This is a genomic window from Streptomyces sp. NPDC050534 (assembly GCF_044457745.1).
In the GTDB taxonomy this organism is placed as follows: domain Bacteria; phylum Actinomycetota; class Actinomycetes; order Streptomycetales; family Streptomycetaceae; genus Streptomyces.
This window is the reverse complement of sequence record NZ_JBITHF010000003.1, coordinates 284,112-309,811: the sequence shown is the minus strand read 5'-3', so window position 1 is coordinate 309,811 and position 25,700 is coordinate 284,112. Positions and strand designations below refer to the sequence as shown.

Here is a 25,700-nt window from a genome sequence, read left to right as displayed (position 1 = left end):
AGAAATCGGCGGCGCCCTCCCCGCGGGGGCGGCGGCCGCACCCCTGGGTGCTGCCGGGCCGCGGGTCCGCTTAGGCTCGTCGGCATGTCCTTGCAGAGCCTCGCGTTGATCGAAAACTGGCCGGTTCCCGCTGCCGCGGCGGGTGTGGTGCGTGCCGACGGGACGGTCCTCGGCACCCGCGGACCCGTCGACCGGCGCTTCCCGCTGGCCTCGGTCACCAAGCCGCTCGCAGCGTACGCCGCCCTCGTCGCGTACGAGGAGGGGGCGATCGAGTTCGACGAGCCGGCCGGCCCGCCCGGCTCCACCGTGCGTCATCTGCTCGCCCACACCTCGGGCCTGGCCTTCGACGAGCACCGGGTGACGGCCCCGCCCGGCGAACGCCGCCTGTACTCCAACGCCGGCTTCGAGCAGCTCGGCGACCACATCGCCAAGGCGGCGGACATCCCGTTCCCGGAGTATCTGCGCCAGGCGGTGCTGGAGCCGCTCGGCATGACGGGGACGTCGCTGGAGGGCTCCCCGGCGAAGGACGGCGTCTCCACGGTGGCGGACCTGCTGCGGTTCGCGGCCGAGGTCCAGGCACCGCGCCTGCTCGACCCGCGCACCGTCGCCGAGGCGATGACCGTGCAGTACCCGGGCACCAAGGGCGTCCTGCCGGGCTACGGCCACCAGAACCCGAACGACTGGGGCCTCGGCTTCGAGATCCGCGACTCCAAGTCACCGCACTGGACGGGGAGTTCCTCGTCCGCCCGAACCTTCGGCCACTTCGGCCAGTCGGGCACGTTCCTGTGGATCGACCCCGACGCGCGGATCGCGTGCGCCGCGTTGACGGATCGGGACTTCGGGCCGTGGGCCGTGGAGGCGTGGCCCGCGTTCACGGACGCGGTGCTGGCGGAGGCCCGCTAGTCCCGGGCCGTTGCGGCCGCCGTTCGCCGGGACGTCACCGAAGGCCGCCGCTGATCAGCCGGTCCCGGGGCCGGGCCTCCCCGGCTCGGTGAGGCCGTGCTCGTAGGCGAAGAGCACGGCGTGGATGCGGTCGCGCAGGCCCAGCTTGGCGAGGGCGTGCGTGACGTGCGTCTTGACGGTGCTCTCGGCGACGAACAGGTCCCGGGCGATCTCGGAGTTGTTCCTGCCGCGGAGGACCACAGCACAAGCACCACGACAAGAGCGGCATCGGCACTCCGGGTGCGACGGCGGACGAGCCGGCGGGCGCGACGGCACCGCGCGTACGGGCCGGTCCTCTAGACCGCCGTCATCTCCCACATCAGGAACTCGGCCTGCGTCAGGGCCTCCGCCTCGAGGTCCTTGGCGTCCGTGACGCGGGCCGCGTCGCCGGGGGCGAGCCGTTCGCCGTCGAGTCGTACCTCGCCGCGCACGACGTGGACGTACACGAAGGCGCCGTCCGGGACCGCCGCCCGCTCCCCGGCCCGCAGACGCCGGACGTGCAGCATCGCGCCCGCCTCCGGGACCGCGTACGGCGTCGAGTCGGCGATGCCGCGGACGATCTCGTAGGCGGGGTCGCCGCCCGGTTCGAGGGGGGCCAGCCACATCTGCACGAAGACCAGCCGCCGGTCGTCGTCGTTGCGCTCCACGTGCCGTACGCCCGCCGCCGAGCTGAGGCGCTGCACGTCGCCGGGGCGCACCACCGTCCGGTGACCCGCCGAGTCACGGTGCGTCAGTTCGCCCTCGACCACCCAGGTCACGATCTCCGTGTGGCTGTGCGGGTGTTCGTCGAAGCCGGCGCCGGGAGCCAGGCACTCCTCGTTGCAGGCGATCACCGCGCCGAAGCGGAGGTTGTCGGGGTCGTAGTGCGGGCCGAAGGAGAAGGCGTGCCGGGATTCGATACCGGCCGCCGGGTCGCCTCCCGGATAGCGCTCCGCAGCGCGCCGTACGTCCATCACGCACCCCACGGTAGCGGCGCGCGAACCGCGCCGTGGGACGCACCGGCGACCCGGCGACGCGCACTCCCGTCCGGATAAGGCAGTCTTGTCCCGTGCCCGAACCCGAAACGAGCAAGCCCGAAACCATTGCGCCCGATGTGCACCCGCATGCCGGAACCCTGAAGCGACTGGAGATGTCCTCCGGTTCCCTCGCCGCGCAGGCCATCGCGCGCATGGACGAGACGCTGTCGTGGTACCGGGCGATGCCGCCGGAGAACCGTTCCTGGATCGGGTTGGTCGCCCAGGCCGGTATCGCCGCCTTCACCGAGTGGTTCCGGCATCCCGACGCGCCCCAGGCCATCTCGACGGACGTGTTCGGTACGGCTCCGCGCGAGCTGACCCGGGCGATCACCCTGCGGCAGACCGTGGAGATGGTGCGCACCACCATCGAGGTCATGGAGAGCGCCATCGACGAGGTGGCCGCTCCGGGCGACGAGCGCGTGCTGCGCGAGGCGCTGCTCGTCTACGCCCGCGAGATCGCCTTCGCCACCGCCCAGGTCTACGCCCAGGCCGCCGAGGCACGCGGTGCCTGGGACGCCCGGCTGGAGTCCCTTGTCGTCAACGCCGTGCTGAGCGGCGAGGCCGACGAGGGCGCGGTCAGCAGGGCCGCCGCCCTGGGCTGGAACGCGCCCGAGCATGTCTGTGTCGTCCTCGGGACCGCGCCCGACGGGGACTCCGAGCTGACCGTGGAGGCCATCCGGCGGGCCGCCCGGCACGCCAAGCTCCAGGTGCTCACCGGCGTACTCGGCGACCGCCTCGTGGTCATCGCCGGCGGCAGCGACAACCCCATCGGGGTGGCCAAGTCCCTGATCGGGCCCTATGCCGCCGGGCCCGTCGTGGCCGGTCCCGTGGTGGCCGACCTGCTCACCGCGACCCGCTCCGCGCAGGCCGCCGCCGCCGGCCTCAAGGCGTGTTTCGCCTGGCAGGACGCCCCGCGGCCGGTGCTCGCCGACGATCTGCTGCCGGAGCGCGCCATCGCCGGCGACCCGAGCGCATGCGAGCAGCTGGTGGAGGAGATCTACAGACCACTGGAGGAGGCCGGGTCCGCTCTCCTGGAGACGCTCTCGGTCTATCTGGAGCAGGCGAGCAGTCTGGAGGGAGCCGCGCGGATGCTCTTCGTTCACCCCAACACCGTGCGCTACCGGCTCCGACGTGTGACTGACGTCACCGGGTGGTCGCCTTCCGATGTACGCTCCGCGTTCACGCTGCGGATCGCGCTGATCCTGGGGCGTCTGGCCGACGGAGATCTACCGGCCTAGGCTTTTGTCGGGGGCCTACAAAACCCCCTGCTGTTCTTCGTCCCTGTCCCCACGGGCGGCTTGGGCCGCCCTCAAGAGAGAGTGTGAGAGTGCTCGTACTCGTCGCTCCCGGCCAGGGCGCCCAGACGCCCGGCTTCCTGACTCCCTGGCTCGAACTGCCAGGCGCCTCCGACCGCGTCGGCGCCTGGTCGGACGCCATCGGACTGGACCTCGCCCACTACGGCACCCAGGCCGACGCGGACGCCATCCGTGACACCGCGGTGGCCCAGCCGCTGCTGGTGGCGGCCGGAATCCTGTCGGCCGCGGCACTCGGTGCCATGACGCCGGGCGCCGTCGCCGGTCACAGCGTCGGCGAGATCACCGCCGCGTCCTTCGCCGGCGTCCTCGACGACACGGCCGCGCTGACCCTCGTACGCAAGCGCGGTCTGGCGATGGCCGAGGCGGCCGCGATCACCGAGACCGGGATGTCGGCGCTGCTGGGCGGCGACCCCGAGGTGTCCGTCGCGCACCTGGAGAAGCTGGGCCTGACCCCGGCGAACGTCAACGGTGCGGGCCAGATCGTCGCCGCGGGCACGCTGGAGCAGCTCGCCGTGCTGAACGAGGACAAGCCCGAGGGCGTCCGCAAGGTCGTCCCGCTGAAGGTCGCCGGCGCCTTCCACACGCACCACATGGCGCCCGCCGTCGACAGGCTCGCCGAGGCCGCCAAGGAACTCGCGCCCGCCGACCCGCGGATCACCTACGTCTCCAACAAGGACGGGCAGACTGTCGCCACCGGCGCCGAGATCGTCGAGCGGCTGGTCGGCCAGGTCGCCAACCCGGTCCGCTGGGACCTGTGCATGGAGACCTTCAAGGAGCTCGGTGCGACCGCGATCATCGAGGTCTGCCCCGGCGGCACGCTGGTCGGCCTCGCCAAGCGCGCGCTGCCGGGTGTGCAGACCCTGGCGCTGAAGACCCCCGACGACCTCGACGCGGCCCGCGCGCTCATCGCCGCAGCATCTGATTCTGCTGCTGGCGCAGCGGGCGCCGAAGCCTGAGCCCTAAGGAGCCGTACGAACATGTCGAAGATCAAGCCCAGCAAGGGCGCCCCGTACGCGCGCATCCTCGGCGTCGGCGGCTACCGCCCGACCCGGGTGGTGCCCAACGAGGTGATCCTCGAGAAGATCGACTCGTCCGACGAGTGGATCCGTTCGCGCTCCGGCATCGAGACCCGGCACTGGGCCTCGGACGAGGAGACCGTGGCCGCGATGTCCATCGAGGCCTCCGGCAAGGCGATCGCCGACGCCGGGATCTCCGCCGAGCAGATCGGCGGCGTGATCGTCTCGACCGTCTCGCACTTCAAGCAGACCCCGGCCGTCGCCACCGAGATCGCCGACAAGCTCGGCACCGCCAAGGCCGCCGCGTTCGACATCTCGGCGGGCTGCGCCGGCTTCGGCTACGGCCTCACGCTCGCAAAGGGCATGATCGTCGAGGGTTCCGCGCAGTACGTCCTCGTCATCGGCGTGGAGCGGCTGTCCGACCTGACCGACCTGGAGGACCGCGCCACGGCCTTCCTGTTCGGCGACGGCGCGGGCGCCGTCGTGGTGGGCCCGGCCGAGGAGCCGCACATCGGCCCGACCGTCTGGGGCTCCGAGGGCGACAAGTCCGAGACGATCAAGCAGACCGTGTCGTGGACCGAGTACGACAGCTCCACGGGCAAGTTCCCTGCGATCACGCAGGAGGGCCAGGCGGTGTTCCGCTGGGCCGTGTTCGAGATGGCGAAGGTCGCCCAGCAGGCGCTGGACGCGGCCGGAATCACCCCGGACGACCTGGACGTCTTCATTCCCCACCAGGCCAACGAGCGGATCATCGACTCGATGGTGAAGACGCTGAAACTGCCGGAGCACGTCACGGTCGCGCGTGACGTACGCACCACCGGCAACACCTCGGCCGCCTCGATTCCGCTCGCGATGGAGCGGCTCCTGGCGACCGGTGAGGCGAAGAGCGGCGACACCGCGCTCGTCATCGGCTTCGGGGCGGGTCTCGTGTATGCCGCGACGGTCGTTACTCTCCCCTAGGCACTCCGTGCCGGGCCGGTACGACCGGTCCGCACGGGCAGTACCCAACCTGCCGCTGACGCGGTGGGCCGCCAAACCCTCTGGATCACAAAGAAGGAGCGCCTGACATGGCCGCCACTCAGGAAGAGATCGTCGCCGGTCTCGCCGACATCGTGAACGAGATCGCCGGCATCCCGGTTGAGGACGTCCAGCTGGACAAGTCCTTCACCGACGACCTGGACGTCGACTCGCTGTCCATGGTCGAGGTCGTCGTCGCCGCCGAAGAGCGCTTCGACGTCAAGATCCCCGACGAGGACGTCAAGAACCTCAAGACGGTCGGCGACGCGACCGACTACATCCTCAAGCACCAGGCCTGATCTTCCAGGTCCGGTTGCCTTGCCCCGCCACCCGGCGGTGGCGCCGCTGAATCCCGATCCGTTGGAGAAAGAATTCCCGTGAGCCCGACCAATCGCACCGTGGTCGTCACCGGTATCGGCGCAACCACACCGCTGGGTGGCGACGCAGCATCTACCTGGGAAGGTCTGATCGCCGGCAAGTCCGGCGTGAAGCCCCTCGAGCAGGAATGGGCCGCCGAGCAGGCGGTCCGCATCGCCGCGCCCGTCGCCGTGGAGCCGACCGAGGTCATTCCCCGGCCGCAGGCCCGCCGGCTGGACCGCTCGGCGCAGTTCGCGCTGATCGCGGCCAAGGAGGCCTGGGCGGACGCCGGCTTCACCGACAAGGCCGGCGAGGACAGCCACGTCGACCCCGACCGGCTCGGCGCCGTCATCGCCTCCGGCATCGGCGGCGTGACCACCCTGCTCGACCAGTACGACGTGCTCAAGGAGAAGGGCGTCCGCCGCGTCTCCCCGCACACCGTCCCCATGCTGATGCCGAACGGCCCCTCGGCCAACGTGGGCCTGCTGGTGGGCGCCCGTGCGGGCGTGCACACGCCGGTCTCCGCGTGCGCGTCGGGCGCCGAGGCCATCGGCTACGCCATCGAGATGATCCGCACCGGCCGCGCCGACGTCGTCGTCGCGGGTGGCACGGAGGCGGCGATCCATCCGCTGCCCATCGCCGCGTTCGGCAACATGATGGCGATGTCCAAGAACAACGAGAACCCCGAGGGCGCCTCGCGCCCCTACGACGTGGACCGTGACGGCTTCGTCCTCGGCGAGGGCGCCGGTGTCCTGGTGCTGGAGTCCGCCGAGCACGCCGAGCGGCGCGGCGCCCGGGTGTACGCCGAGGCGGTCGGCCAGGGCATCTCCGCCGACAGCCACGACATCGTGCAGCCGGAGCCCGAGGGCAAGGGCATCTCGCACGCCCTGCAGAACCTGATGGAGCGCACCGACCTGAACGCGGCCGAGATCGTGCACGTCAACGCGCACGCCACCTCGACGCCGGCCGGTGACGTGGCCGAGCTGAAGGCGCTGCGCAAGGTGTTCGGCGACGACGCCGACCACATGGCGGTCTCCGCGACGAAGTCGATGACCGGTCACCTGCTGGGTGGCGCGGGCGGCGTGGAGTCCGTGGCGACGATCCTCGCGCTGTACCACCGGGTCGCTCCGCCGACCATCAACGTCGAGAACCTCGACCCGGAGGCCGAGGCCAACGCGGACATCGTCCGCGGCGAGGCCCGCAAGCTGCCGGTCGAGGGCCGGATCGCCGCGCTGAACGACTCGTTCGGCTTCGGCGGCCACAACGTGGTGCTGGCCTTCCGCACGATCTGAGCGGCGCCCGTACGCAACCGAAGGGCCCCCACCGGACGGTGGGGGCCCTTCGCGTGTCCGTGTTGTCCGCGGGTTCGCGTGTCCGTGCGTCAGACGACCTGGTGCAGCCAGCGCACCGGTGCTCCCTCGCCCGCGTATCTGAAAGGTTCCAACTCGTCGTCCCACGGCTTGCCCAGCAGCTTGGCGATCTCGGCCTCGAGGTCCGTCTCACCCTGCTGGGCGCGGGTCAGGGCGGCGCGCAGACGGTCCTCGGGGATCAGGATGTCGCCGTGGATGCCGGTGACGGCGTGGAAGATGCCGAGGTCGGGGGTGCAGCTGTAGCGCTCGCCCTCCGCGGTGGGACAGGGCTCGGCGGTCACCTCGAAGCGCAGCAGATGCCAGCCGCGCAGCGCGGAGGCCAGTTTGGAGGCCGTGCCGGCTTCGCCCTGCCAGGAGAACTCCGAGCGCCAGGTGCCGGGCGCGGCGGGCTGCCGGATCCAGTCGAGGTTGACGCGCGTGCCGAGCACTCCGGCGACGGCCCATTCGACGTGCGGGCACAGCGCGCGCGGCGCGGAGTGCACGTACAGAACCCCACGTGTCGTCACCGGCACCTCCGGGCAGAGCAGGTCGATCTGGCGAACTGGCGGACTCGTGGCCGGGCAGCCACGTTGATGGCGAGGCTACCGTGCGACGGCGCAAGGAGTGTGACGTACCGTCGGTCCCGATGCGCTGAAACGTCCGCCATTCACCCGGCAGGACGCTTGTACGGGTGTGAACCGTTCCAGGAGGGCGTGGATCGGGAACCCTCGCACGTTGTCATGAGGGGACACGTGCGTACGACTACCGAGGGGATCGCCTGCGGATGCGGAAGACAAGCCACCGCTCACGGACCGTTCTCGCCGCCGTGGCGGCGACCGTGCTGGGCCTCGCCGGGTGCGACGCCGTCGGTGGCAACTCCTCCGGACCGAAGAGCGCGTCGGCGCACAAGGTGAGGCCGGCACCGGCGTGGGACGTCAGCCCCCGCTCGATCGCCGCGGTCGGCGACTCCATCACGCGCGGCTTCGACGCCTGCACGGTCCTGTCGGACTGCCCCGAGGTCTCCTGGGCGACCGGCACCAGCTCCGACGTGGACAGCCTCGCGGTGCGGCTGCTGGGCAGGACGCGGGCGGCCGAGCGCAGCTGGAACTACGCGATGACGGGGGCCCGAATGGCGGACCTGCCCGGCCAGATGGCCCAGGCCGCGACACGCCGGCCCCAATTGGTGACGGTCATGGCGGGGGCGAACGACGCCTGCCGGGCCAGCACCTCCGCCATGACCTCGGTGGAGAGCTTCCGCGCCGACTTCGAGGACGCGCTGAGCACGCTGCGTGAGTCCCTGCCCAAGACGCAGGTGTACGTGGCGAGTGTGCCGAACCTGAAGCGGCTGTGGTCGCAGGGGCGCACCAATCCGCTGGGCAAGCAGGTGTGGAAGCTCGGCATCTGCCCCTCGATGCTGAGCGACGCGGACGCGCTGGACTCGGCGGCGACCCTGCGGCGGAACACGGTGCAGAAGCGGGTGGAGGCGTACAACACGGTGCTGAGGGAGGTCTGCGCGAAGGACCGCCGGTGCCGCTTCGACGACGGCGCGGTCTACGACTACCGCTTCGGCACGGAGCAGTTGAGCAGGTGGGACTGGTTCCACCCGAGTGTGAACGGCCAGGCGAGGCTGGCGGAGATCGCCTACCGCAAGGTCACCGCGGAGAAGGCCTGACGAAGGTCTGGGGCAGGCGCCGCGCAGGGGGTGACTTAAAGTTCCGAACATGAACGAACTCTTCGGCACACTTTCCGACGGCACTCCGGTCCACCGCTGGACCCTGGAGCGGGCGGGCATACGGGTCCGGATCCTGTCGTACGGCGGGATCGTGCAGTCGCTGGAGGTCCCGGACGGGGACGGGCGCGCCGTGAACGTGGTGCTGGGGTTCGCCGACCTGGACGGCTATCTCACGCACCCGGAGCCGTACTTGGGCGCCCTCATCGGCCGGTACGCCAACCGGATCGCGGGCGGCCGCTTTTCGCTGGACGGCACGGTCCACGTGCTCGCGCGGAACAACGGCCCGAACTCGCTGCACGGCGGTGACGGCGGCTTCGACAAGCGGGTGTGGGACGTGACGCCCCTGGCGGACGGGGCACACGGGCTGCGGCTGAGCCGGGTCAGCCCGGACGGCGAGGAGGGCTTCCCGGGCCGTCTTGAGGTCTCCGCGACGTACGCGCTGGAGGCGGACGGGGCGCTGGCGATCTCGTACGAGGCGGTCACGGACGCGCCGACCGTGGTGAACCTGACCAACCACAGCTACTTCAACCTCGGCGGCCAGGGGAACGCGGGCGGTCATGAACTGCGGCTCGCCGCCTCCCGTTTCACCCCGGTCGACGGGGACCTGATTCCCAGCGGCGGCCCCGCCGACGTGACGGGGACACGCTTCGACTTCCGTCAGGCGCGCAAGACCGGCGGGGGCTACGACCACAACTTCGCGCTCGACGGCGGGGTCACCGAGACCCCGCGGGAGGTCGCCGAGCTGCACGACCCCGCGTCCGGGCGGGTCATGACCGTGGAGACCACCGAGCCCGGTCTGCAGCTCTACACCGCGGACCACCTGGGCGAGCCCTTCGCCCCCGGCGACGGCATCGCGCTGGAGACCCAGCACTACCCCGACTCCCCGAACCGGCCGGACTTCCCGAGCACGGTGCTGCGGCCGGGCGAGGTGTTCAGGTCCCGGACCACGTACCGCTTCGGCACCCGCTGACCGGGCGGTACACGTGACGAGCCCCGGCCCAGGGGTCAGGACCCGGGCCGGGGCTGTTCATGGGGAGAGACTTGACCCGGATCAGACGTTAATCGTCACCGTGATCCTGCGGTCCGTGATCGAGCGCCCGACCTGGATCTCGTACGAACCCTTCACAAACGACCATGCCCCGTTCGCCTCGTCCCAGACCTCGAAGGCGCGGCGCGGCAGGTCGACGACCGCCTCGACCGTCTCGCCGGGTCCGGCCTGGACACCCGCGAAACCGGCGAGCCGGCGGGCCGGGCGGGCGGGGTCGGTCGCGGCCGGGGCCAGATAGATCTGGACGACCTCGCGGCCCGGCCGCTCCCCGGTGTTGCGCAGGCGGACCTTGGCGGTGGTGCCGTCGACCTCGACGGACTCGTACGTCCAGTCGGTGTAGCCGAGTCCGTGGCCGAAGGGGTACGAGGGTGTCCGGCCCGCCTTCTCCCAGGCGCGGTAGCCGATGAAGAGGTCCTCCGTGTACGGGAGTTCACCGTTCTCCGGCACCACCTGGGTGACCGGGGCGTCGGCGAGGGAGCCCCAGGTGGTGGGCAGGCGGCCGCCCGGCTCGTGCGCCCCGGTGAGGACCTCCGCGAGGGCCGCGCCGCCCTCCTGGCCGGGGAACCAGCTCAGCAGGACCGCGGCCACGTCGTCGCGCCACGGCAGTTCCACCGGGGAGCCGGAGTTGACCACCACGACGGTGCGCGGATTGGCGGCGGCGACGGCGCGGACCAGGTCGTCCTGGCGTCCGGGGAGGGCGAGGTCCTTGCGGTCGAAGCCCTCGGACTCCACCCGCTCGGTGGTGGCGACCACGACGACGGCAGTGTCGGCGGCGCGGGCGGCCTCGACGGCCTCGGCGATCAGCTCGTCGGCGTCACGCTGCGGCTCCTGGTGGCAGAGGGCGAAGGCGACGACCTTGAAGGGGATGTCGTCCGGGAGCGTGACGACGAAGGTGAGGGAGACCTCGACCGTTTCGCCCGCGGTCAGCTCGGCCAGGGCGCGGGGCACCGGGGCGCCGAAGAACGCCTCGAAGCGGTCGCCGTCCTCCGCGGGGTGCTGGACCTCGTCGTAGTACGTCGTGCCGCCGACGGTGAGGGTGAAGTGCCCGCTGCCCTTGGTGCCGAAGGTGTGCGGGCCGCTCTCGCGCGGGGTGAAGGTGCCGGTCAGCTCGACGGTGTGCAGCCGGTCGTGGGTGACGCCTTCCGGCAGGTCCGAACCCATCCACTGGATCGCGCCGTTGGGGGCCGAGCCGGTGCCGATGACGTTCCCGTCCGCGTCCCGGCACACGGCCCGCAGCGCGAACCCCTTGTCGGCGACGGCGAGTTCGGTGGCCGGGTCGGCGCCGACGGCGTAGCTGAGCGTGCCCTCGGGCAGGGCGGCGGTGAGGCCGTCGAGCGGGGAGACGACCCGGGCGGGGAAGACGGTGGCGGAACCGCCGCCGAGGACACGGGCGTCACGGGCGGCGGCGCCGATGAGCGCGACCGTGCCCGGCCTGAGCGGGAGCGCCCCGTCGTCGTTCTTCACGAGGACGAAGGCGCGGCGGGCGATCTCGCGGGCCAGTGCGGCGCCGTCGACGGGCCTGGGCGGTTCGGTGACGGCCGGCTCGGCGCTCTCCAGGGCGCCGACGCGGGCGGCGAGCCGCAGCACGTTGCGTACGGCCTCGTCGACGGTGGCCTCCTCGACCTTTCCGTCCCGCACGGCCTGGGCGAGGGGTGCGCCGTACACGGTGTGCGGGCCGGGCATGGCGACGTCGAGGCCGCCTTGGATCGCGCCGACGGTGGAGCGGGCGGCCGTCCAGTCCGAGACGTTGTAGCCGTCGAAGCCCCATTCGCCGCGCAGGACCTCGTTCACGAGGTGGCGGTGCTCGCTCATCGTCGTGCCGTTGACCGTGTTGTAGGCGGTCATGATGCCCCAGGGGTGGGCGTTCTCCACGATGAACTCGAAGGGGGCGAGGTACAGCTCGCGCAGGGCGCGCTCGGAGACCAGGTTGTTCACCGTGAAGCGGTCGGTCTCGGCGTCGTTGGCGACGAAGTGCTTCACGGTGGTGCCGACGCCGCCGGCCTGCACGCCGTTCACATAGGCGGCGCCGATCACGCCGGTCAGGTACGGGTCTTCGCTGTACGCCTCGAAGTGGCGGCCGCCGAGCGGGGAGCGGTGGAGGTTGACGGTCGGGGCGAGGAGCACGTGCACGCCCTTGCGGCGGGCCTCCTGCGCGAGCAACGTGCCCGCGCGGCGGGCGAGTTCGGGGTCCCAGGTGGCGGCGAGCGCGGTCGGGGACGGCAGCGCGACGGACGGGTCGTCGGCGGTCCAGCGCACCCCTCGGACACCGATCGGCCCGTCGGACATGACGAGGGACCTCAGGCCGATCTCCGGCAGGGCGGGCAGCGACCAGGTGTCCTGGCCGGCCAGCAGCCGTGTCTTCGCGTCCAGGTCCAGCTTGCCGAGCGCCGCCTCGACGGCGGCCTCGCGCGCCTGGTCGGCCGGAGAGGTTCCAGGGTTTCCCGCCATCGGGATGCCTCCTCGTCGAGTCCTGTCGTGCTGGGACACATCGTGCACCCGTTACCTGTAACGCGGTAGGTTTCGTTATCGTGCCGTAATAGTGCGGGCCCATGGATGCCGTACGGTGACGCCATGAACGCCAGGGTCAGGAGCGAGGAGCGGCGCGCGGAGATCGTCCGGGCGGCGCTGGAGGTGATCGCCGAGCGGGGTTACCGCGGCACGAGCCTGGCCGCGGTCGCGGAGCGGGTCGGGCTCACCCAGCAGGGGCTGCTGCACCACTTCCCGACCAAGGAGGCGCTGCTGGTCGCCGTGCTCAAGGAGCGCGACCAGTGGGACGCGGTGCCGGCCACGCAGTGGCGGGTCGACCTGCTGGCCTCGCTGGTGGAGTACAACGCGATGCGGCCCGGCATCATCCAGACCTTCTCCGCACTGCTCGGCGAGAGCGTCACCGAGGGGCATCCGGCGCGGGAGTATTTCACCGACCGCTACCGGCAGGTGCGCGAGAGCATGGCGGGGGTGCTGCGCGCCGAGTACGGCGAGCGGCTGCCGAACGGGCTCACCCCGGAGCGCACGGCCCCGCTCCTGGTCGCGGTCATGGACGGTCTGCAGTACCAGTGGCTGCTGGACCCGGAGTCGGTGGACATGCCGGGCGCGTTCCGGGACTTCCTCGCGCTGCTGGGCGAGCAGACCTGAACCTTCCCGCTACTGGCGCCAGATGACCGCGAGGGTCTTGCTGACGGCGCACACGGCGGCGAAGGCGATCGCCCAGCCCACCGCCCCGGCGGCCCACAGCGCGGCCACGCCGGTTCCGAACCAGAGCAGTTCGAAGCCGACGCGGACCGCGCCGCGCGTCTTGTACGTGGCCTTCTGCGAGCCGAACAGCGCCCACAGCACGACGAGTACGGCGGGGCCGCCGAGGCCCAGCAGCCAGGTGAGCGGGGTCGCCACGTCACGCGTGAAGCCCCAGTACCCGACGGCCGCGAGGGCGCCGAGCTCGATCAGGAAGAGGACGCCGAGGTTCGCAGCCTTCATGGACGGCAGTATCACCCGGAATGGATCACTCCGGAGCGGGCACCGCGGCGACGACCTCGATCTCGATCTGCGCCTCGGGGCGGAAGAGCCGCGCGGCCTCGAAGGTCATGCTCGTCGGCGGCGTCCCGATCAGGAACTCCCGCCGTACGGAACCGTATTCCTGGAGCTTTTCGATGTCGGTCAGGTACGAGCGGATGCTGATGACGTGCTCCAGGGTCGCGCCGTGCGCCGCCAGCAGCGCGGTGAGGCCCTCGAAGATGCCGCGCGTCTGCTCCGCGAGCGTGTCGCCCTCGGCGATCTGGCCCGAGACGAACAACAGGGCGCCGCCGTCGGCGTGTTCGACGCGGGCGACCTGGGAGTAGTAGGGGCTCGCGGGCTGCGGCGCGGCGGGCGGATTGTCCAGGGTGACCTTCATACGCCGACGCTAGGCGGGCCCGGCGGGATGCCACAAGCGAGTGTCTAGCATGGTTGCCATGCCGAACACGCATCACGAAGCGGATCTGTCCACCGTGTGGCTGCGGGTGTTCCTGGAAGTCGCCCGGAACGGTTCGTTCACGGTGGCGGCACGGCGCCTCGGCTGGACCCAGTCCGCGGTGTCACGCCAAGTGGCCGCACTGGAGGCCGCCCTGGGCGGCTCGGAGCTCTTCGACCGGCTGCCGCGCGGCGTACGCCTCACGGAGGCCGGCCGCGTGCTCGTCCCGCACGCGGAGAGGGTCGTCTACACGCTGCACGGCGCCGTCCGCGAACTCCGGGCGCTGCGCGAAGTGGCGGGCGGACGGCTGCGGTTCGGGGCGTTCGCCACGGCCGACGCGGCCCTGGTGCCGTACGCGCTGGCCGCCTTCCGCACCCGGCACCCCGAGGTCCTGATCTCCCGCGAGGAGGGCTTCACACCCGGGCTCCTGGACCGCCTGACCGCGGGCCACCTCGACCTGGCCGTCGTCTCGACCACCGGCGGCGCGCCCCTGGACTCGTACGAACTCCACCACCTCCTCGACGAGTCGCTGTACGTCGCCGTCCCCGCCGGCCACCCCCTGGCCGCCCGCGAGAGCCCGATCCGCCTCGGCCGACTCGCCGACGCCGACTGGATATCCGGCAGCTCACGCCCCGAGGGCACCCTCCTGGACGCGGCCCTGCGCCAGGGCTTTCGCCCGCGCGTGACGCATGTCGTCGGCGAGTGGACCGCCAAGCAGGGGTACGTCGCCGCCGGCCTGGGCGTCACCCTGGTCCCGGCCCTCGCCGCCGAGTCCGTACGCCCGGACGTGGCCCTGCTGCCGGTGCTCGACGAGGGAGCGCCGGCGCGGGCGGTGTACGCGGCGACGGCACGGGGCCGGTCGGCCTCCCCGGCGGCGGAGGCGTTCGTCGGAGCACTGCGAGAGGCGGTGGCCAGGATCCCCACATGCCTCAACGGCCCCATGGCGTAGACCACTTCCCCCGGGTGATACTGCCGACCGTCCGCACCACGCTCCCCCACGACGGCGACGGAAGGACCCGATGGCCTTGAACTCCCTACGCGTTCGGATCGGCATCCTCGGACTCACACTCATGGCGGGCTTCGCGGCCCCGGCGGCCACGGCGACGGCCCAGGCCGCCCCCTCCCCGACCGTCGAGGAGCAGCGGCTCGACAAGGCGGCACCCCAGGAGATCCTGCGCCGTTCCGGCTTCGACGACGTGGCGCCGCGCCTGGCAACGGAGTTGGGCAGGGCGCGCTCCTACGGCGAGGCGCGCCGCACCGTCGTACGCGAGGGATCGGCGCTGTGGCGGCGGGCCGTGGACCGGGTGCAGGGCCGGGGCCCGGCGGACGGCGACCTCAGCAGGGACGACGACCGCCCGCTGTACTGGGCGCGACTCGGCCTGACGAGGGACGTCCGCACCTGGGAGCCTCGGTTCGCCTTGACCGACCCCCAACGCGTAGCCCTGCTGGACGAGTTGGAGCGGACCTCGCGCGGGCAGACGGACATCCGCCTCCCGCACGGCAAGGCGGTCAAGCGGATCCTCGTCACCGGCTTCGATCCCTTCACGCTGGACCGGGACATCCGCATCTCCAACCCCTCCGGGGCCACGGCACTCGCCCTCGACGGCACCGTCATTCGTACCGCGGAGGGTCCGGCGCGCATCGAGGCGGTGGTGTTCCCGGTGCGCTGGCGGGACTTCGCCGACGGAACCGTGGAACGGACCCTGCGGCCGTACCTCAAGAAGGTGGATCTCTTCACGACCATCAGCCAGGGACGGGTCGGCCGGTTCGACGTGGAGCGGACCAACGGGGCCTGGCGGGGCGGGTTCCCGGACAACGACAACGTCAGCCGGACGGAGACCGTCCCGGTGACCGACTCGGCCACGCAGCCGCAGTGGACGACGACGACCCTGCCGTACAAGGCGATCGTGGCCGCGGACACGGGACGCTTCCCGGTGTACGACCACACGGAGGTGACGGAGATCCCGGCGGGGGCCACCGATCCCGTCGTACGGCCGGACGGGCCGACGCCCGGCTCGACCGCGCGGGCCGGGGGCGGCGGCGACTACCTCTCCAACGAGATCGCCTACCGGGCGACACTGCTGCGGGACCGGATGGGACTGCACGACACGCTGCCGGGCGGCCATGTGCACACGCCTGTGCTCCAGTTCGCGAGCGGGAACACGACCCAGATCACCGATCCCGAGTTCGTGCGCAACCGGCTGGACATCGTCGCCCAGGTGCGGTCGATCATCACCGTGGCGGCCGACGCGACCTTCCGGAAGTGACCGCCGGGAAGTGACCCTCAGGAAGTGACCTGCTCGTCCTCGGGCTCGTCCTCCTCGATCTCCTCGCCCAGCAGTTCCCGCGCCAGCAGCGTCGCGCCCGCGACCGCGCCCGGCATCAGGAACACCGCGACGAAGGGGACCAGGAAGGCGAGGCCGAGGGGCGTGCCGAAGCCCCAGACCAGGGTCCTGCGGGAGCGCAACAGGGCGAGACGGTCGCGCAGTTCGACGCCGCGGCGCTGGAGCGCCACCGAGGCGAGCTCCTCGGTGAGGAAGAAGCCGGTGACGAAGAAGCCGATCACCGGGACCGCGGTCTGCCCGACGAACGGGAGGAAGCCGAGGGCGAAGAGCAGGATGCCCCAGAGGAGGGCGCGGGCGACGATCCGAAGGCTGTCACGGCCCGAGATCCACAGTTCGCGCCAGAGGGGGAGTCCGGATTCGGGGGCGGTGCCGTCCGGGGAGACGTCACGGTCGACCTTCTCGGAGAGGTTCTCGTAGAAGGGCTGGCCGATCAGCAGCGTGATCGCGGTGAACGTGACGACCGCGAGCAGCAGACCGAGGGCGAACAGGACGGCGGTGAGGAACCCGCGGAACAACCCCTGCCACGGACTCGCCCAGCCGTCCGCGAACGGCGTCGCCCAGGCGACCCCGTCCTCCCCCCACATCCCGAGCGCGACCAGCGCCGCCGCGTACAGAACAAGGGTTATCAGCCCGGGCAGCAGCCCGAACCCGTACTGCTTCCCATGCCGGGCCACCCACCGCTGGCCCTTCAGCAGGTAGGTGAAGCCGGCCCCAAGATCGCGCATGGGGGAACTCTACCGAGGTCGGCTTGGGCGCCCTCGCCGAGCACTACACCGGCGTGACGGCCACGACCACCCCCTGCTCCGCCGCGGGCGACACCGCCGCGGACACCCGCACCGCCCCCGCCCGGACGAACCGCCCCGCCCGGGACGCCGCGGCGAGCAGCGCCGGCTGGAGCTGCTCCAGTCCCGACACCAGCATCTCCTCCCCCGCCACGAGCAGAGGGCGCGCCACCTTCGTCGTCGCGGCCGCCGCCTCCACGAGATCGGCCAGCGGCGGAAGCGTGGCACTGACCAGCCCCGCCCCGGCGGCGGCCGCCCGCTCCGCGAGGGCCACCTGCAACGGCATCAGCGGAGCCAGCGCGGCCGTCAACGCGTCGGCGACACGCCGCAGTTCGGGCGAGGAGTCGCGCAGCACGTCCGCCGCCGCCCGCAGCACCGGCGTCACGGCGAGCAGCGCCCCCGCGGCCACGCCCGCCGCCGCGGGCAGCAGCGGCGAGGTCGCCTCGACCAGGTCGCCCAGTGCGTCCGCGAACTCCTCGACGGCCGGCTCCACCGCGTCCAGCACCGGCAGCAGGCTGTCACCGAGCGCGGTCAGCAGCGCCTGTGCCGGTTCGCTCACCGGATGCACCGCGAGCGGCGCCCCGCTCGTGCCCAGCCGGGTCAGGGTGTCGACGATGCGGTAGAACGCCTCCTGCGCCTGGGGCGACGCGCTCGCCTCGGCCAGTTCCGCGGTGGTCTCCCGCAGCACGCGCAGCACCTCGGTGCCCGAACCGTCGCGCGGGTCGAAGGTGTTGATGGCGATCTTCGTGATGTTCCCGGCCGTGTCCAGGATCTGGCCGGTGATGTCGGTGGTGCTGCGTGCCATGCGCAGCACTTCGTCCCTGCTCGGGAGCGAAGGGATCGTTGCCATGGGCTCTCCTCGGCTCACGGTCGGCGGCCGCCGGTCGACCTCAGGATGCCCCCATCCGCCGGTCCGGGATGTGCCGTCCGGGGCATCCGTGACCCGAACTCCCGGTTGGTGCGGTTGAGTCGAACGGGCCCACCTCGCCGTACGGATCTACGTGCTGCCCGGCGCAGGTGAACGGCGGCCGAGGTTGAGGAGAACGGATGACGCGAGAGATTCACGGCACCGTCGCGACCGGCTTCGAAGCGGTGCGGGAGGAGTTCGCCGCGTTCGTCGCGGGGGAACTGCCGGACTACGAGGGACAGCTGTGCGCCTACGTGCACGGGAGGAAGGTCGTCGACCTGTGGGCGGGCGAGGGCAACGACGCCGAGTCCCTGTACGGCGTGCTCTCCTCCACCCAGGGCGCCGCCCACCTGGTCGTCGCGCTGCTCGTGCAGGACGGCACGCTCGAACTGGACCGCAAAGTGACGTACTACTGGCCGGAGTTCGGGGCGGAGGGCAAGGCGGCGCTGACGCTGCGCGACCTGCTCACCCATCGCGCCGGACTCATCGGCCTCGACACCGGGTTCACCGAGTCCGAGCTGGCCGACGACCGCGTGATCGCCGAACGGCTCGCCGACCAGCGGCCGTTCTGGCGCCCGGGCACGGCCTTCGGCCATCACGCGTTCGTCATCGGCGCGCTCACCGGCGAGGTGGTGCGCCGGGCCACCGGCCACACCCTCCGGGAGGTCTACGAGGACCGGGTGCGGACGCCGTACGCACTGGACTTCCACCTGGGACTGCCCGAGGCCCTGGAGCCGCGCTTCCGGTCCGTGCAGCCGATGGCCCCGACGCCCAAGCAGCAGGCCGTGCTGGACGCGACGCCGCAGGGGCCGCACATGCTCGCCTCGATCGCCTTCAACACGCATGTGCCCGGGGCGGGAGAACCGGCGGACCACGCCAACTCCCGTCTCGTGCGCGCCAGAGGACCGGCGTCGGCGGGCGCGGTGGCCGCCGCGCGCGGGCTCGCCGGGATGTACGCCGCGGCGATCAGCGAGGTGGCCGGGCGGCCGCCGCTGCTGAAGCCGGACGCCGTCGCCGAGGTCGGGCAGATCCACTCGGTCGGTCACGACCTGGTGACCCGCACACATCTGGCCTTCGGCCTCGGCTTCCAGGCGACGGCCGAGACCTGGTACCCGTTCCTGGGCGCGGGGGCGTTCGGGCACAGCGGGTGGGGTGGGGCGCAGGCGTTCGCGGACCCGCGCAGCGGCCTCGCCTACGGCTACACCCGGCGGCGCTGCGCCTGCCCGGAGGGGGCGGCGCCGGAGAACGAGCGGCTGGTGCGGGCGGCGCACACGGCGGCGCTGAGCGTCTGATCCGGCCCGCGTCCCACAAGAGAGGGCCGCACCCCACGAAGAGACCGCACGGCACGAAGAGACCGCACGGCACGAAGGGGCCGCACCCCACGTCCAGGGGTGCGGCCCCGTCGTACGCAACGAGCGGTGTCAGCCCAGCGTCACGGTGATGTCGCCGCGAGTCGCCTTCGAGTACGGGCAGACCTGGTGGGCCTTCTCGAGCAGGCCCCGCGCGGTGGCGGCGTCGACGTTCGGGATCTCGGCCGAGATCTCGACGATGATGCCGAAGCCGTCGTCGTTCCTGCCGATGCCGACCTTCGCGGTGACCGTCGAGCCGGAGACGTCGGCGTTCTCCTGGCGGGCGACGACGCCCAGGGCGCCCTGGAAGCAGGCGCTGTAGCCGGCCGCGAACAGCTGCTCCGGGTTGGTGCCGGCGCCGCTGCCGCCCATCTCCTTGGGCGGGTTCACGACGACGTCGAGCTTGCCGTCGTCGGTGGCGACCCGGCCGTCGCGACCGTTCTCGGCGGTGGCGACGGCGGTGTAGAGGACGTCGGTCTGCTGGATGGACATGCGGTTGTCTTCCTCCTCGGGTCCGCCGCGACTCGCGCCCACGATCGACGACGGTTTCAGAAAGAAGTTATCGCATACCGGAAATCAGCAGAAGAGGCCGGCTCATGGAAGGGTCAGAGCTTGACGATCATCTTCCCGGTGTTGTCGCCGCGCAGGACGCCGAGGAAGGCCTCCAGGTTGTTCTCGATGCCCTCGACGACGGTCTCGCGGTACTTCAGCTGCCCCGAGGCGACCCAGGGGCCGACCTCCTGGACGAACTGGGGCTGCAGGTCGTAGTGGTCGCCGACGAGGATGCCCTCGACGCGCAGCCGGTTCTGCAGGATCTTGACCATGTTGCGCGGGCCGGGGGCCGGCTCGGTCGCGTTGTACTGCGAGATCATGCCGCAGATCACGGCCCGGCCCTTGAGGTTGAGCGCGCCGATCGCGGCCTCCAGGTGCTCGCCGCCGACGTTGTCGAAGTAGACGTCGATGCCGTCCGGGGCGGCCTGCTTCAGCTGCTCGCGGACCGGGCCGTTCTTGTAGTTGAAGGCGGCGTCGAAGCCGTACTCCTCCACGAGCAGCTTGACCTTCTCGTCGGAGCCGGCGGAGCCGATGACCCGCGAGGCGCCCTTGAGCTTCGCGATCTGGCCGACCTGGCTGCCCACGGCACCCGCGGCGCCGGAGACGAAGACCGCGTCACCCTCCTGGAAGGCGGCGACCCGAAGCAGGCCCGCGTACGCCGTCAGGCCCGTCATGCCGAGGACGCCGAGGTACGTGCTCAGCGGCGCGGCCTCCGGGTCGACCTTGACGGCGTTCTTGGCGTCCATGACCGCGTACTCGCGCCAGCCGAAGACGTGCAGGACGTGGTCGCCGGCCGCGATCCCCTCGGCGTTCGAGGCGACGACCTCGCCGACCGCGCCGCCCTGCATGACCTTGCCGAGCTCGAAGGGGGCGACGTAGGACTTGGCGTCGCTCATACGGCCGCGCATGTAGGGGTCGACCGAGAGGTACTTGTTCCGCACCAGCACCTGGCCCGGACCCGGCGCCGGGACCTCGGTCTCGACCAGGGCGAAGTCCTCGGGCTTGGGCCAGCCGACGGGACGGCTGAGCAGGTGCCATTCGCGGTTGATCATGTCGGGCGCCTTTCCGGGCGTGGGGGAAATGTTTCAGTAGCTGAAACAACCATGCTCCTGAATATTTCATGTTGTCAAGTAACCGGGTATCCTGGAGCCATGCCCACCCCTGAGAAGACCCGCCGTCCCGACGCGCTGACCATGGAGGTCGTCGAGCTGATCGGCGACGTCGTGGCCAGGTTCTACGCGGACTACGAGGAGGCCGCCGGCGAGCACGCGCTGACCGGCGCGCAGGCGCGGCTGCTGAGTCTGCTGTCGCTGGAGCCGCTGCCGATGCGGAAGCTGGCGCACAAGCTGAAGTGCGAGCCGTCGAACGTCACCGGGATCGTGGACCGCCTGGAGGCGCGGGGGCTCGTCGAGCGCCGCCCGGACCCGGCCGACCGCCGGGTGAAGCTGGCCGCCGCGACGGACGAGGGGTTGCGGGTCGCCCGGGAACTCCGCGACGGCCTGCGCTTCGCCCGCGAGCCGCTGGCCGGGCTGTCGGACGAGGAGCGCCGGTCTTTGCGCGATTTGCTACGGCGGATGCTCGCGGCCTAGGGGAACTCAGCCCCTCAGCCGCACCACCAGAGGAACCGCTTGCACGTCTGTGACGGCGTAGGCGTCGGGGTCGGGTCGGACCTCGTCGGGGCGGTGGTCGGCGTCGGGGTCGACGGCGGGGGCGTGGCAGCCGGGGGTGTCGTCGCGGGGGCCGGGTTCGCGGTCGCCGTGGAGGACTGCGCGTCCTTGCCGGGCTCGTCCTTCTTCGCCTTGCCCTTGGGGGACTTCGACGCGGAGGGGGACGCGTCCGCAGACGGGGCGCCCGTGGCCGAACCCGCGCCCGCCTTGCCGTCACCCGGCTTGGCCTTGCCCACCTCCGACGCCGCCGCGCCTTCCGCCGACTGATCCCCGGCCGCGGCCGGCTTGGGGGTCGAGAAGGGCGCGTCGACGCCCAGTTCGGCGAGGCTGAGGCCGCCGGCCGCGAGCGCGCAGGCCACGGTGATCAGCAGGATCCGGCGCCGCCGACGGCGATGGGCGGCCGCTTTGCGGTCGCGGCGGCTTGCGGCGCCCCCGGGTCCCTCGGCGGCCCGTCCGCCGCGCCCCCGCCCGCGGCCACGTCCCTGCGCACGCCGCGCGGCCGCACGGCCCACCGGCGCGTGAGCGTCATCGGCGTCCGCGGCGGCGTCCCCGTCACCCTCGTCGCCCTCTTCGTCCTCGTCGGAGGCGTGGCTCTCCGCGCCTCCGTACGGGCCCTCGGGACCCGCGCCGTACGCCGCGCCCCCGTGCTCACGCACGCCGCTGTGCTCCGCATGCGCGCGGAGTTCTTCGAGCTGCGCGCCACACCCCGGGCAGGCGAGGGCGCCATTGAGGTGCCGGCGGCACGGGTGGCAGTAATCCATGACGCCGGAAGACTAAGTTCCTCTCAGGTAACGGTCATAGTCACAGCTGTGAAAGTTGTGTGGGGAACTACCCGTTCCGGTGCGGCGAGTTGAGGTCGTCCGGCAGGGCGTGTCGGGCATCTCCCCCGATGGCGCCGAAACCGTCGCCGAAAAGCGCACCGAAAGCAGTGTCGAAACCGTTATGCGTTCGACCCATTGACACCCCTACCGCCCCGTCCTTACTGTCACGCCAGCATTTCGAACGTGTGACGAAATTTCGAACACAGTTGAAGAGACGTCGAACCAGCGAGGGACAACTGCCGTGCGCATCACCGGAATCAGCACTCACGTGGTCGGGACGCCCTGGCGCAACCTGACCTACGTCCAGGTGCACACCGACGAAGGGATCACGGGAGTCGGCGAGACCCGCATGCTGGGCCACACCGACGCGCTGATCGGCTATCTGCGGGAGGCCGAGGCCAACCACATTCTGGGCTCCGATCCGTTCGCCGTGGAAGACCTCGTCCGCCGGATGAAGTACGGCGACTACGGCCGGGCCGGCGAGATCGTGATGTCCGGCATCGCGGTGATCGAGATGGCCTGCTGGGACATCAAGGGCAAGGCTCTCGGCGTGCCCGTCTGGCAGCTGCTGGGCGGCAAGGTGACCGACAAGGTCAAGGCGTACGCCAACGGCTGGTACACCACCGAGCGGACGCCCGAGGCGTACCACAAGGCCGCCCAGGGCGTCATGGAGCGCGGCTACCGGGCCCTGAAGATCGACCCCTTCGGCACCGGGCACTTCGAGCTGGACCACGCGCAGACCCTCTACGCCGTCTCCCTCATCGAGGCCGTGCGCGACGCGATCGGGCCCGAGGCCGAGCTGATGCTGGAGATGCACGGCCGGTTCTCCCCCGCCACCGCCGTACGGCTGGCGCGGGAACTCGCCCCCTTCAAGCCCGCCTGGCTGGAGGAGCCCGTACCGCCGGAGAACCTCAAGGCGCTGGAGAAGGTCGCCGCCAAGGTCGACATGCCGGTCGCCACCGGTGAGCGCATTCACGACCGCATCGAGTTCCGCGAGCTGTTCGAGAGCCAGGCCGTCGACATCATCCAGCCGGACGTCGGCCACATCGGCGGTATCTGGGAGACGCGCAAGCTCGCGGCGACCGCCGAGACCCACTACATGCTCGTCGCGCCGCACAACGTGGGCGGGCCCGTGCTCACCGCCGCCTCGCTCCAGGTCGGTTTCACCTCCCCCAACTTCAAGATCCTGGAGCATTTCAACGACTTCGCGGACGCGGAGATCAAGAAGGTCGTCAAGGGCGCGCCGCAGGTGAACCCGGAGGACGGCTGCTTCCACCTCTCCCACGCGCCCGGTCTCGGCGTCGAGCTGGACGTCGACGCGGCGGCCGAGTTCCCGCAGCAGCAGGCCCGGTTCGACCTGTGGGCCGAGGGCTGGGAGAAGCGCAGCCCGAAGGGCGCCAAGTGAGCAGCGCCGTCGTCGTGGAGGGACCGGGCGAGCACCGGCTCACCGGTCACACGCCGGCCGAGCCCGGCCCCGGCGAGGCCCTCGTCCGGGTCCACGCCGTCGGCATCTGCGGCAGCGACCGCGAGGTGTACCAGGGCAACCGGCCCGAGGGGTACGTGCGTTACCCGCTCACGCCCGGCCACGAGTGGTCCGGGACGGTGGCGGCGGTCGGGACCGGTGTGCCGTCGGGTCTCGTGGGCCGCAAGGTCGTCGGCGAGGGCTTCCGCAACTGCCAGGTGTGCGACCGCTGCCACGCGGGCGAGACCACGCTGTGCACCGCCGGGTACGAGGAGACCGGGTTCACCCAGCCGGGTGCGATGGCCACCACGCTCACCCTGCCGGCCCGGCTGCTGCACGTCCTGCCGGACGACGCGGACCTGACGGCCGCCGCCCTGCTGGAGCCGGCCGCCTGCATCGCGGCCGCCGCGATCAAGGCGAACGCCCTGCCGGGCGAGCGGGTCGGCGTGGTGGGCACCGGGACGCTCGGCATGTTCGCCGTGCAGTTCCTGCGGGCCGGATCACCGGGCGAGCTGCTCGTCGTGGGGACGCGACCCGACCGGGCCGGGCTTTCGAGAACTTTCGGCGCCACCGAGTTCCGCACCAAGGACCAGGAGCTGCCCGGCGACCTCGACGTCGTGATCGAGACCGCCGGATCCGCGGACGCGGCCCGTACCGCCGCCGGTCTGCTCCGGCGCGGCGGGCGTCTGGTCCTGACGGGCATCCCGGCGCCCGGCGCCGAGGGCCTCGACCCGACCGACCTGGTCGTACGGCAGCTGGAGGTGCACACCGTCTTCGGGGCACCGCCGGACGCCTGGGCGCACACGGTGCGGGTGTTCGCGGCCGGTCTGCTCGATCCGCTGCCGCTCGTCACGCACGAACTGCCGCTGGACGAGTTCCCGCAGGCCATCGAGCTGGTCGGGTCCGGCGATCCGAAGGTGGGCAAGGTGCTGCTCCGCCCCTAGCCGTACGCCGGTACGGGGACGACCTGACGGTCCCCGTACCGGCGTACACCCAAGCCCTTTCTCTGCCCCGAGCCGCGAACCTTGTCCGAAATATCGAACACGAAGGACAGCTTGTGACGACCGACGCTTCCGCCACGGCGGCCCGCCGACCGGGTGAGCAGGTGCTCACCGCGCTCGGCCTGGGCGCGCCCGCCCTCGACCCCGCCGACGCCTCGCCGCACACCTTCCCCGGCGGCGGCCGCTGGCGCACCGAGATCCCCTCGTGCGAGGGTCCCGAAGCGCTGGCCGTCGTACTCAAGGAGTCCTCGCGCCTGGACGTGCCGATCCACCGGATCAGCCAGGGCAGCGGCGTATGGATGCTGACCGACGCCGAGATCACCGAGATGGTCGAGTCCACGGCCGAACGTGACATCGAGCTCTGCCTGTTCACGGGCCCGCGCGGCACCTGGGACACCGGTGGCTCCGTGCGCTCCGACTCGCGGGGGGCCGGACTGCGCGCACGCGGTCACGACGCCGTCGCCGGCTGTGTCGAAGACGCCGTCCGCGCAACGGAGTTGGGCGTCAAGTGCCTGCTCGTCGCCGACGAGGGCGTGCTGTGGACGCTGCACCGGGCGCGCACGGCCGGGATCATCCCGGCCGACACCACGCTGAAGGTGTCCGCGCTCGTCGGGCCGGTCAACCCGGCCAGTTACGCGGTCTTCGAGCACCTGGGCGCCGACTCGGTCAACGTGCCGAGCGACCTGACGCTCGATCACCTCACCGAGATACGGCGGGTCTCCGCCGCCCCCATGGACATGTACATCGAGGCCCCCGACGACCTCGGCGGCTACGTCCGGATGTACGAGGTCGCCGAGCTGATCCGGCGCGGCGCACCGCTCTACCTGAAGTTCGGTCTGTCCAAGGCTCCCGGCATCTACCCGTGGGGCACCCACCTGCGGGACGTGACCCTGGACACCGCGCGGGAGCGGGTTCGGCGCGGCCGGCTCGCCCTCGATCTGCTTGCCCGGCACGGGGCCGACGGTCACATGGCTCCGCTCGGATCCCGGTTGCCGGGGCGCCTGAACCGCTTCCCCGTCGACGGTGCCGCTGGATGACCGTTGGGGGCTGCGGGGCCGTTGTGGCTGGTCGCGCAGTT

General features: G+C 71.7%; 26 protein-coding genes and 1 pseudogene. 16 read left to right on the top strand and 11 right to left on the bottom strand.

Going from position 1 to position 25,700, the window contains the following annotated elements:
* Nucleotides 1–84: 84 nt before the first annotated feature.
* Nucleotides 85–903, top strand: coding sequence for a serine hydrolase domain-containing protein (locus tag ACIBN2_RS12385; RefSeq protein ID WP_399134259.1), 819 nt, complete (start codon nucleotides 85–87; stop codon nucleotides 901–903).
* 54 nt (nucleotides 904–957) lie between these two features.
* Here the strand turns inward: ACIBN2_RS12385 and ACIBN2_RS12380 are convergent.
* Nucleotides 958–1,143: pseudogene (locus ACIBN2_RS12380) on the bottom strand (response regulator transcription factor); the annotation flags it as partial.
* 95 nt (nucleotides 1,144–1,238) lie between these two features.
* Complete coding sequence (locus ACIBN2_RS12375; protein ID WP_399134633.1) at nucleotides 1,239–1,895, bottom strand: pirin family protein; 657 nt, start codon at nucleotides 1,893–1,895, stop codon at nucleotides 1,239–1,241.
* Nucleotides 1,896–1,990: 95 nt separating this feature from the next.
* Here ACIBN2_RS12375 and ACIBN2_RS12370 point away from each other — a divergent pair, with 95 nt between their 5' ends.
* From ACIBN2_RS12370 to fabF, 5 genes are all read left to right on the top strand, one after another.
* On the top strand, nucleotides 1,991–3,196 hold the full coding sequence (locus tag ACIBN2_RS12370) for a PucR family transcriptional regulator (RefSeq protein WP_399134258.1): 1,206 nt from the start codon (nucleotides 1,991–1,993) through the stop codon (nucleotides 3,194–3,196).
* A gap of 89 nt (nucleotides 3,197–3,285) precedes the next feature.
* Nucleotides 3,286–4,230, top strand: coding sequence for an ACP S-malonyltransferase (locus tag ACIBN2_RS12365; RefSeq protein WP_399134257.1), 945 nt, complete (start codon nucleotides 3,286–3,288; stop codon nucleotides 4,228–4,230).
* Between the two features lie 21 nt (nucleotides 4,231–4,251).
* A complete protein-coding gene (locus tag ACIBN2_RS12360) occupies nucleotides 4,252–5,250 on the top strand; it encodes a ketoacyl-ACP synthase III (RefSeq protein WP_399134256.1) in 999 nt (332 codons plus the stop codon).
* Between the two features lie 107 nt (nucleotides 5,251–5,357).
* Complete coding sequence (locus ACIBN2_RS12355) at nucleotides 5,358–5,606, top strand: acyl carrier protein (protein WP_015660680.1); 249 nt, start codon at nucleotides 5,358–5,360, stop codon at nucleotides 5,604–5,606.
* A 78-nt stretch (nucleotides 5,607–5,684) separates the two neighbouring features.
* A complete protein-coding gene (gene fabF, locus ACIBN2_RS12350; protein WP_399134255.1) occupies nucleotides 5,685–6,956 on the top strand; it encodes a beta-ketoacyl-ACP synthase II in 1,272 nt (423 codons plus the stop codon).
* Between the two features lie 89 nt (nucleotides 6,957–7,045).
* Here fabF and ACIBN2_RS12345 read toward each other — a convergent pair whose 3' ends face one another.
* Nucleotides 7,046–7,540, bottom strand: coding sequence for a DUF3145 domain-containing protein (locus ACIBN2_RS12345; protein WP_016435485.1), 495 nt, complete (start codon nucleotides 7,538–7,540; stop codon nucleotides 7,046–7,048).
* A 257-nt stretch (nucleotides 7,541–7,797) separates the two neighbouring features.
* On the opposite strand from ACIBN2_RS12345, the gene ACIBN2_RS12340 reads away from it, so the two are divergent.
* A complete protein-coding gene (locus ACIBN2_RS12340; protein WP_399134254.1) occupies nucleotides 7,798–8,685 on the top strand; it encodes an SGNH/GDSL hydrolase family protein in 888 nt (295 codons plus the stop codon).
* 49 nt (nucleotides 8,686–8,734) lie between these two features.
* Nucleotides 8,735–9,715, top strand: coding sequence for an aldose epimerase family protein (locus ACIBN2_RS12335; RefSeq protein WP_399134253.1), 981 nt, complete (start codon nucleotides 8,735–8,737; stop codon nucleotides 9,713–9,715).
* Nucleotides 9,716–9,796: 81 nt separating this feature from the next.
* Here the strand turns inward: ACIBN2_RS12335 and ACIBN2_RS12330 are convergent, their stop codons facing one another.
* Nucleotides 9,797–12,241 carry a beta-glucosidase gene (locus ACIBN2_RS12330; protein ID WP_399134252.1) on the bottom strand — a complete coding sequence of 815 codons (2,445 nt, stop codon included), beginning with the start codon at nucleotides 12,239–12,241 and terminating at the stop codon, nucleotides 9,797–9,799.
* Between the two features lie 105 nt (nucleotides 12,242–12,346).
* On the opposite strand from ACIBN2_RS12330, the gene ACIBN2_RS12325 reads away from it, so the two are divergent.
* On the top strand, nucleotides 12,347–12,925 hold the full coding sequence (locus tag ACIBN2_RS12325; RefSeq protein ID WP_399134251.1) for a TetR/AcrR family transcriptional regulator: 579 nt from the start codon (nucleotides 12,347–12,349) through the stop codon (nucleotides 12,923–12,925).
* A 9-nt stretch (nucleotides 12,926–12,934) separates the two neighbouring features.
* Here ACIBN2_RS12325 and ACIBN2_RS12320 read toward each other — a convergent pair whose 3' ends face one another.
* Both ACIBN2_RS12320 and ACIBN2_RS12315 read right to left on the bottom strand, forming a co-directional pair.
* The gene (locus ACIBN2_RS12320) at nucleotides 12,935–13,264 is read right to left on the bottom strand and encodes a YrdB family protein (RefSeq protein WP_399134250.1); all 330 of its coding nucleotides are present in this window, start codon (nucleotides 13,262–13,264) and stop codon (nucleotides 12,935–12,937) included.
* Between the two features lie 25 nt (nucleotides 13,265–13,289).
* Nucleotides 13,290–13,679 carry a RidA family protein gene (locus ACIBN2_RS12315; protein ID WP_399134249.1) on the bottom strand — a complete coding sequence of 130 codons (390 nt, stop codon included), beginning with the start codon at nucleotides 13,677–13,679 and terminating at the stop codon, nucleotides 13,290–13,292.
* A 49-nt stretch (nucleotides 13,680–13,728) separates the two neighbouring features.
* Between ACIBN2_RS12315 and ACIBN2_RS12310 the strand changes: the two genes are divergently transcribed.
* Together ACIBN2_RS12310 and ACIBN2_RS12305 are read left to right on the top strand one after the other, a co-directional pair.
* Entirely contained in the window at nucleotides 13,729–14,685 is a 957-nt protein-coding gene (locus tag ACIBN2_RS12310) for a LysR family transcriptional regulator (RefSeq protein ID WP_399134248.1), read from the top strand.
* Between the two features lie 70 nt (nucleotides 14,686–14,755).
* Nucleotides 14,756–16,003 (top strand): pyroglutamyl peptidase, encoded by a 1,248-nt coding sequence (locus tag ACIBN2_RS12305; RefSeq protein WP_399134247.1) that lies wholly within the window; start codon nucleotides 14,756–14,758, stop codon nucleotides 16,001–16,003.
* A gap of 17 nt (nucleotides 16,004–16,020) precedes the next feature.
* Here the strand turns inward: ACIBN2_RS12305 and ACIBN2_RS12300 are convergent, their stop codons facing one another.
* Both ACIBN2_RS12300 and ACIBN2_RS12295 read right to left on the bottom strand, forming a co-directional pair.
* The gene (locus ACIBN2_RS12300; protein WP_399134246.1) at nucleotides 16,021–16,806 is read right to left on the bottom strand and encodes an EI24 domain-containing protein; all 786 of its coding nucleotides are present in this window, start codon (nucleotides 16,804–16,806) and stop codon (nucleotides 16,021–16,023) included.
* 43 nt (nucleotides 16,807–16,849) lie between these two features.
* A complete protein-coding gene (locus tag ACIBN2_RS12295; protein ID WP_399134245.1) occupies nucleotides 16,850–17,713 on the bottom strand; it encodes a hypothetical protein in 864 nt (287 codons plus the stop codon).
* A 197-nt stretch (nucleotides 17,714–17,910) separates the two neighbouring features.
* Between ACIBN2_RS12295 and ACIBN2_RS12290 the strand changes: the two genes are divergently transcribed.
* Complete coding sequence (locus ACIBN2_RS12290) at nucleotides 17,911–19,062, top strand: serine hydrolase domain-containing protein (RefSeq protein WP_399134244.1); 1,152 nt, start codon at nucleotides 17,911–17,913, stop codon at nucleotides 19,060–19,062.
* Nucleotides 19,063–19,191: 129 nt separating this feature from the next.
* Here ACIBN2_RS12290 and ACIBN2_RS12285 read toward each other — a convergent pair whose 3' ends face one another.
* A complete protein-coding gene (locus ACIBN2_RS12285) occupies nucleotides 19,192–19,611 on the bottom strand; it encodes an organic hydroperoxide resistance protein (protein ID WP_399134243.1) in 420 nt (139 codons plus the stop codon).
* Between the two features lie 113 nt (nucleotides 19,612–19,724).
* Entirely contained in the window at nucleotides 19,725–20,723 is a 999-nt protein-coding gene (locus ACIBN2_RS12280; protein WP_399134242.1) for an NADP-dependent oxidoreductase, read from the bottom strand.
* A 99-nt stretch (nucleotides 20,724–20,822) separates the two neighbouring features.
* On the opposite strand from ACIBN2_RS12280, the gene ACIBN2_RS12275 reads away from it, so the two are divergent.
* Nucleotides 20,823–21,260 (top strand): MarR family winged helix-turn-helix transcriptional regulator, encoded by a 438-nt coding sequence (locus tag ACIBN2_RS12275; RefSeq protein WP_399134241.1) that lies wholly within the window; start codon nucleotides 20,823–20,825, stop codon nucleotides 21,258–21,260.
* A gap of 14 nt (nucleotides 21,261–21,274) precedes the next feature.
* Here ACIBN2_RS12275 and ACIBN2_RS12270 read toward each other — a convergent pair whose 3' ends face one another.
* Nucleotides 21,275–21,994 carry a hypothetical protein gene (locus ACIBN2_RS12270; RefSeq protein ID WP_399134240.1) on the bottom strand — a complete coding sequence of 240 codons (720 nt, stop codon included), beginning with the start codon at nucleotides 21,992–21,994 and terminating at the stop codon, nucleotides 21,275–21,277.
* Between the two features lie 406 nt (nucleotides 21,995–22,400).
* On the opposite strand from ACIBN2_RS12270, the gene ACIBN2_RS12265 reads away from it, so the two are divergent.
* The 3 genes from ACIBN2_RS12265 to ACIBN2_RS12255 all read left to right on the top strand — a co-directional run bounded on the left by ACIBN2_RS12265 (nucleotide 22,401) and on the right by ACIBN2_RS12255 (nucleotide 25,659).
* A complete protein-coding gene (locus ACIBN2_RS12265) occupies nucleotides 22,401–23,564 on the top strand; it encodes a mandelate racemase/muconate lactonizing enzyme family protein (RefSeq protein ID WP_399134239.1) in 1,164 nt (387 codons plus the stop codon).
* On the top strand, nucleotides 23,561–24,565 hold the full coding sequence (locus ACIBN2_RS12260) for a zinc-binding dehydrogenase (protein ID WP_399134238.1): 1,005 nt from the start codon (nucleotides 23,561–23,563) through the stop codon (nucleotides 24,563–24,565). Before ACIBN2_RS12265 ends, ACIBN2_RS12260 begins: the two co-directional genes overlap by 4 nt.
* A gap of 113 nt (nucleotides 24,566–24,678) precedes the next feature.
* Nucleotides 24,679–25,659, top strand: a complete 981-nt coding sequence (locus ACIBN2_RS12255) for a hypothetical protein (protein ID WP_399134237.1) — start codon at nucleotides 24,679–24,681, stop codon at nucleotides 25,657–25,659.
* Nucleotides 25,660–25,700: the final 41 nt, after the last annotated feature.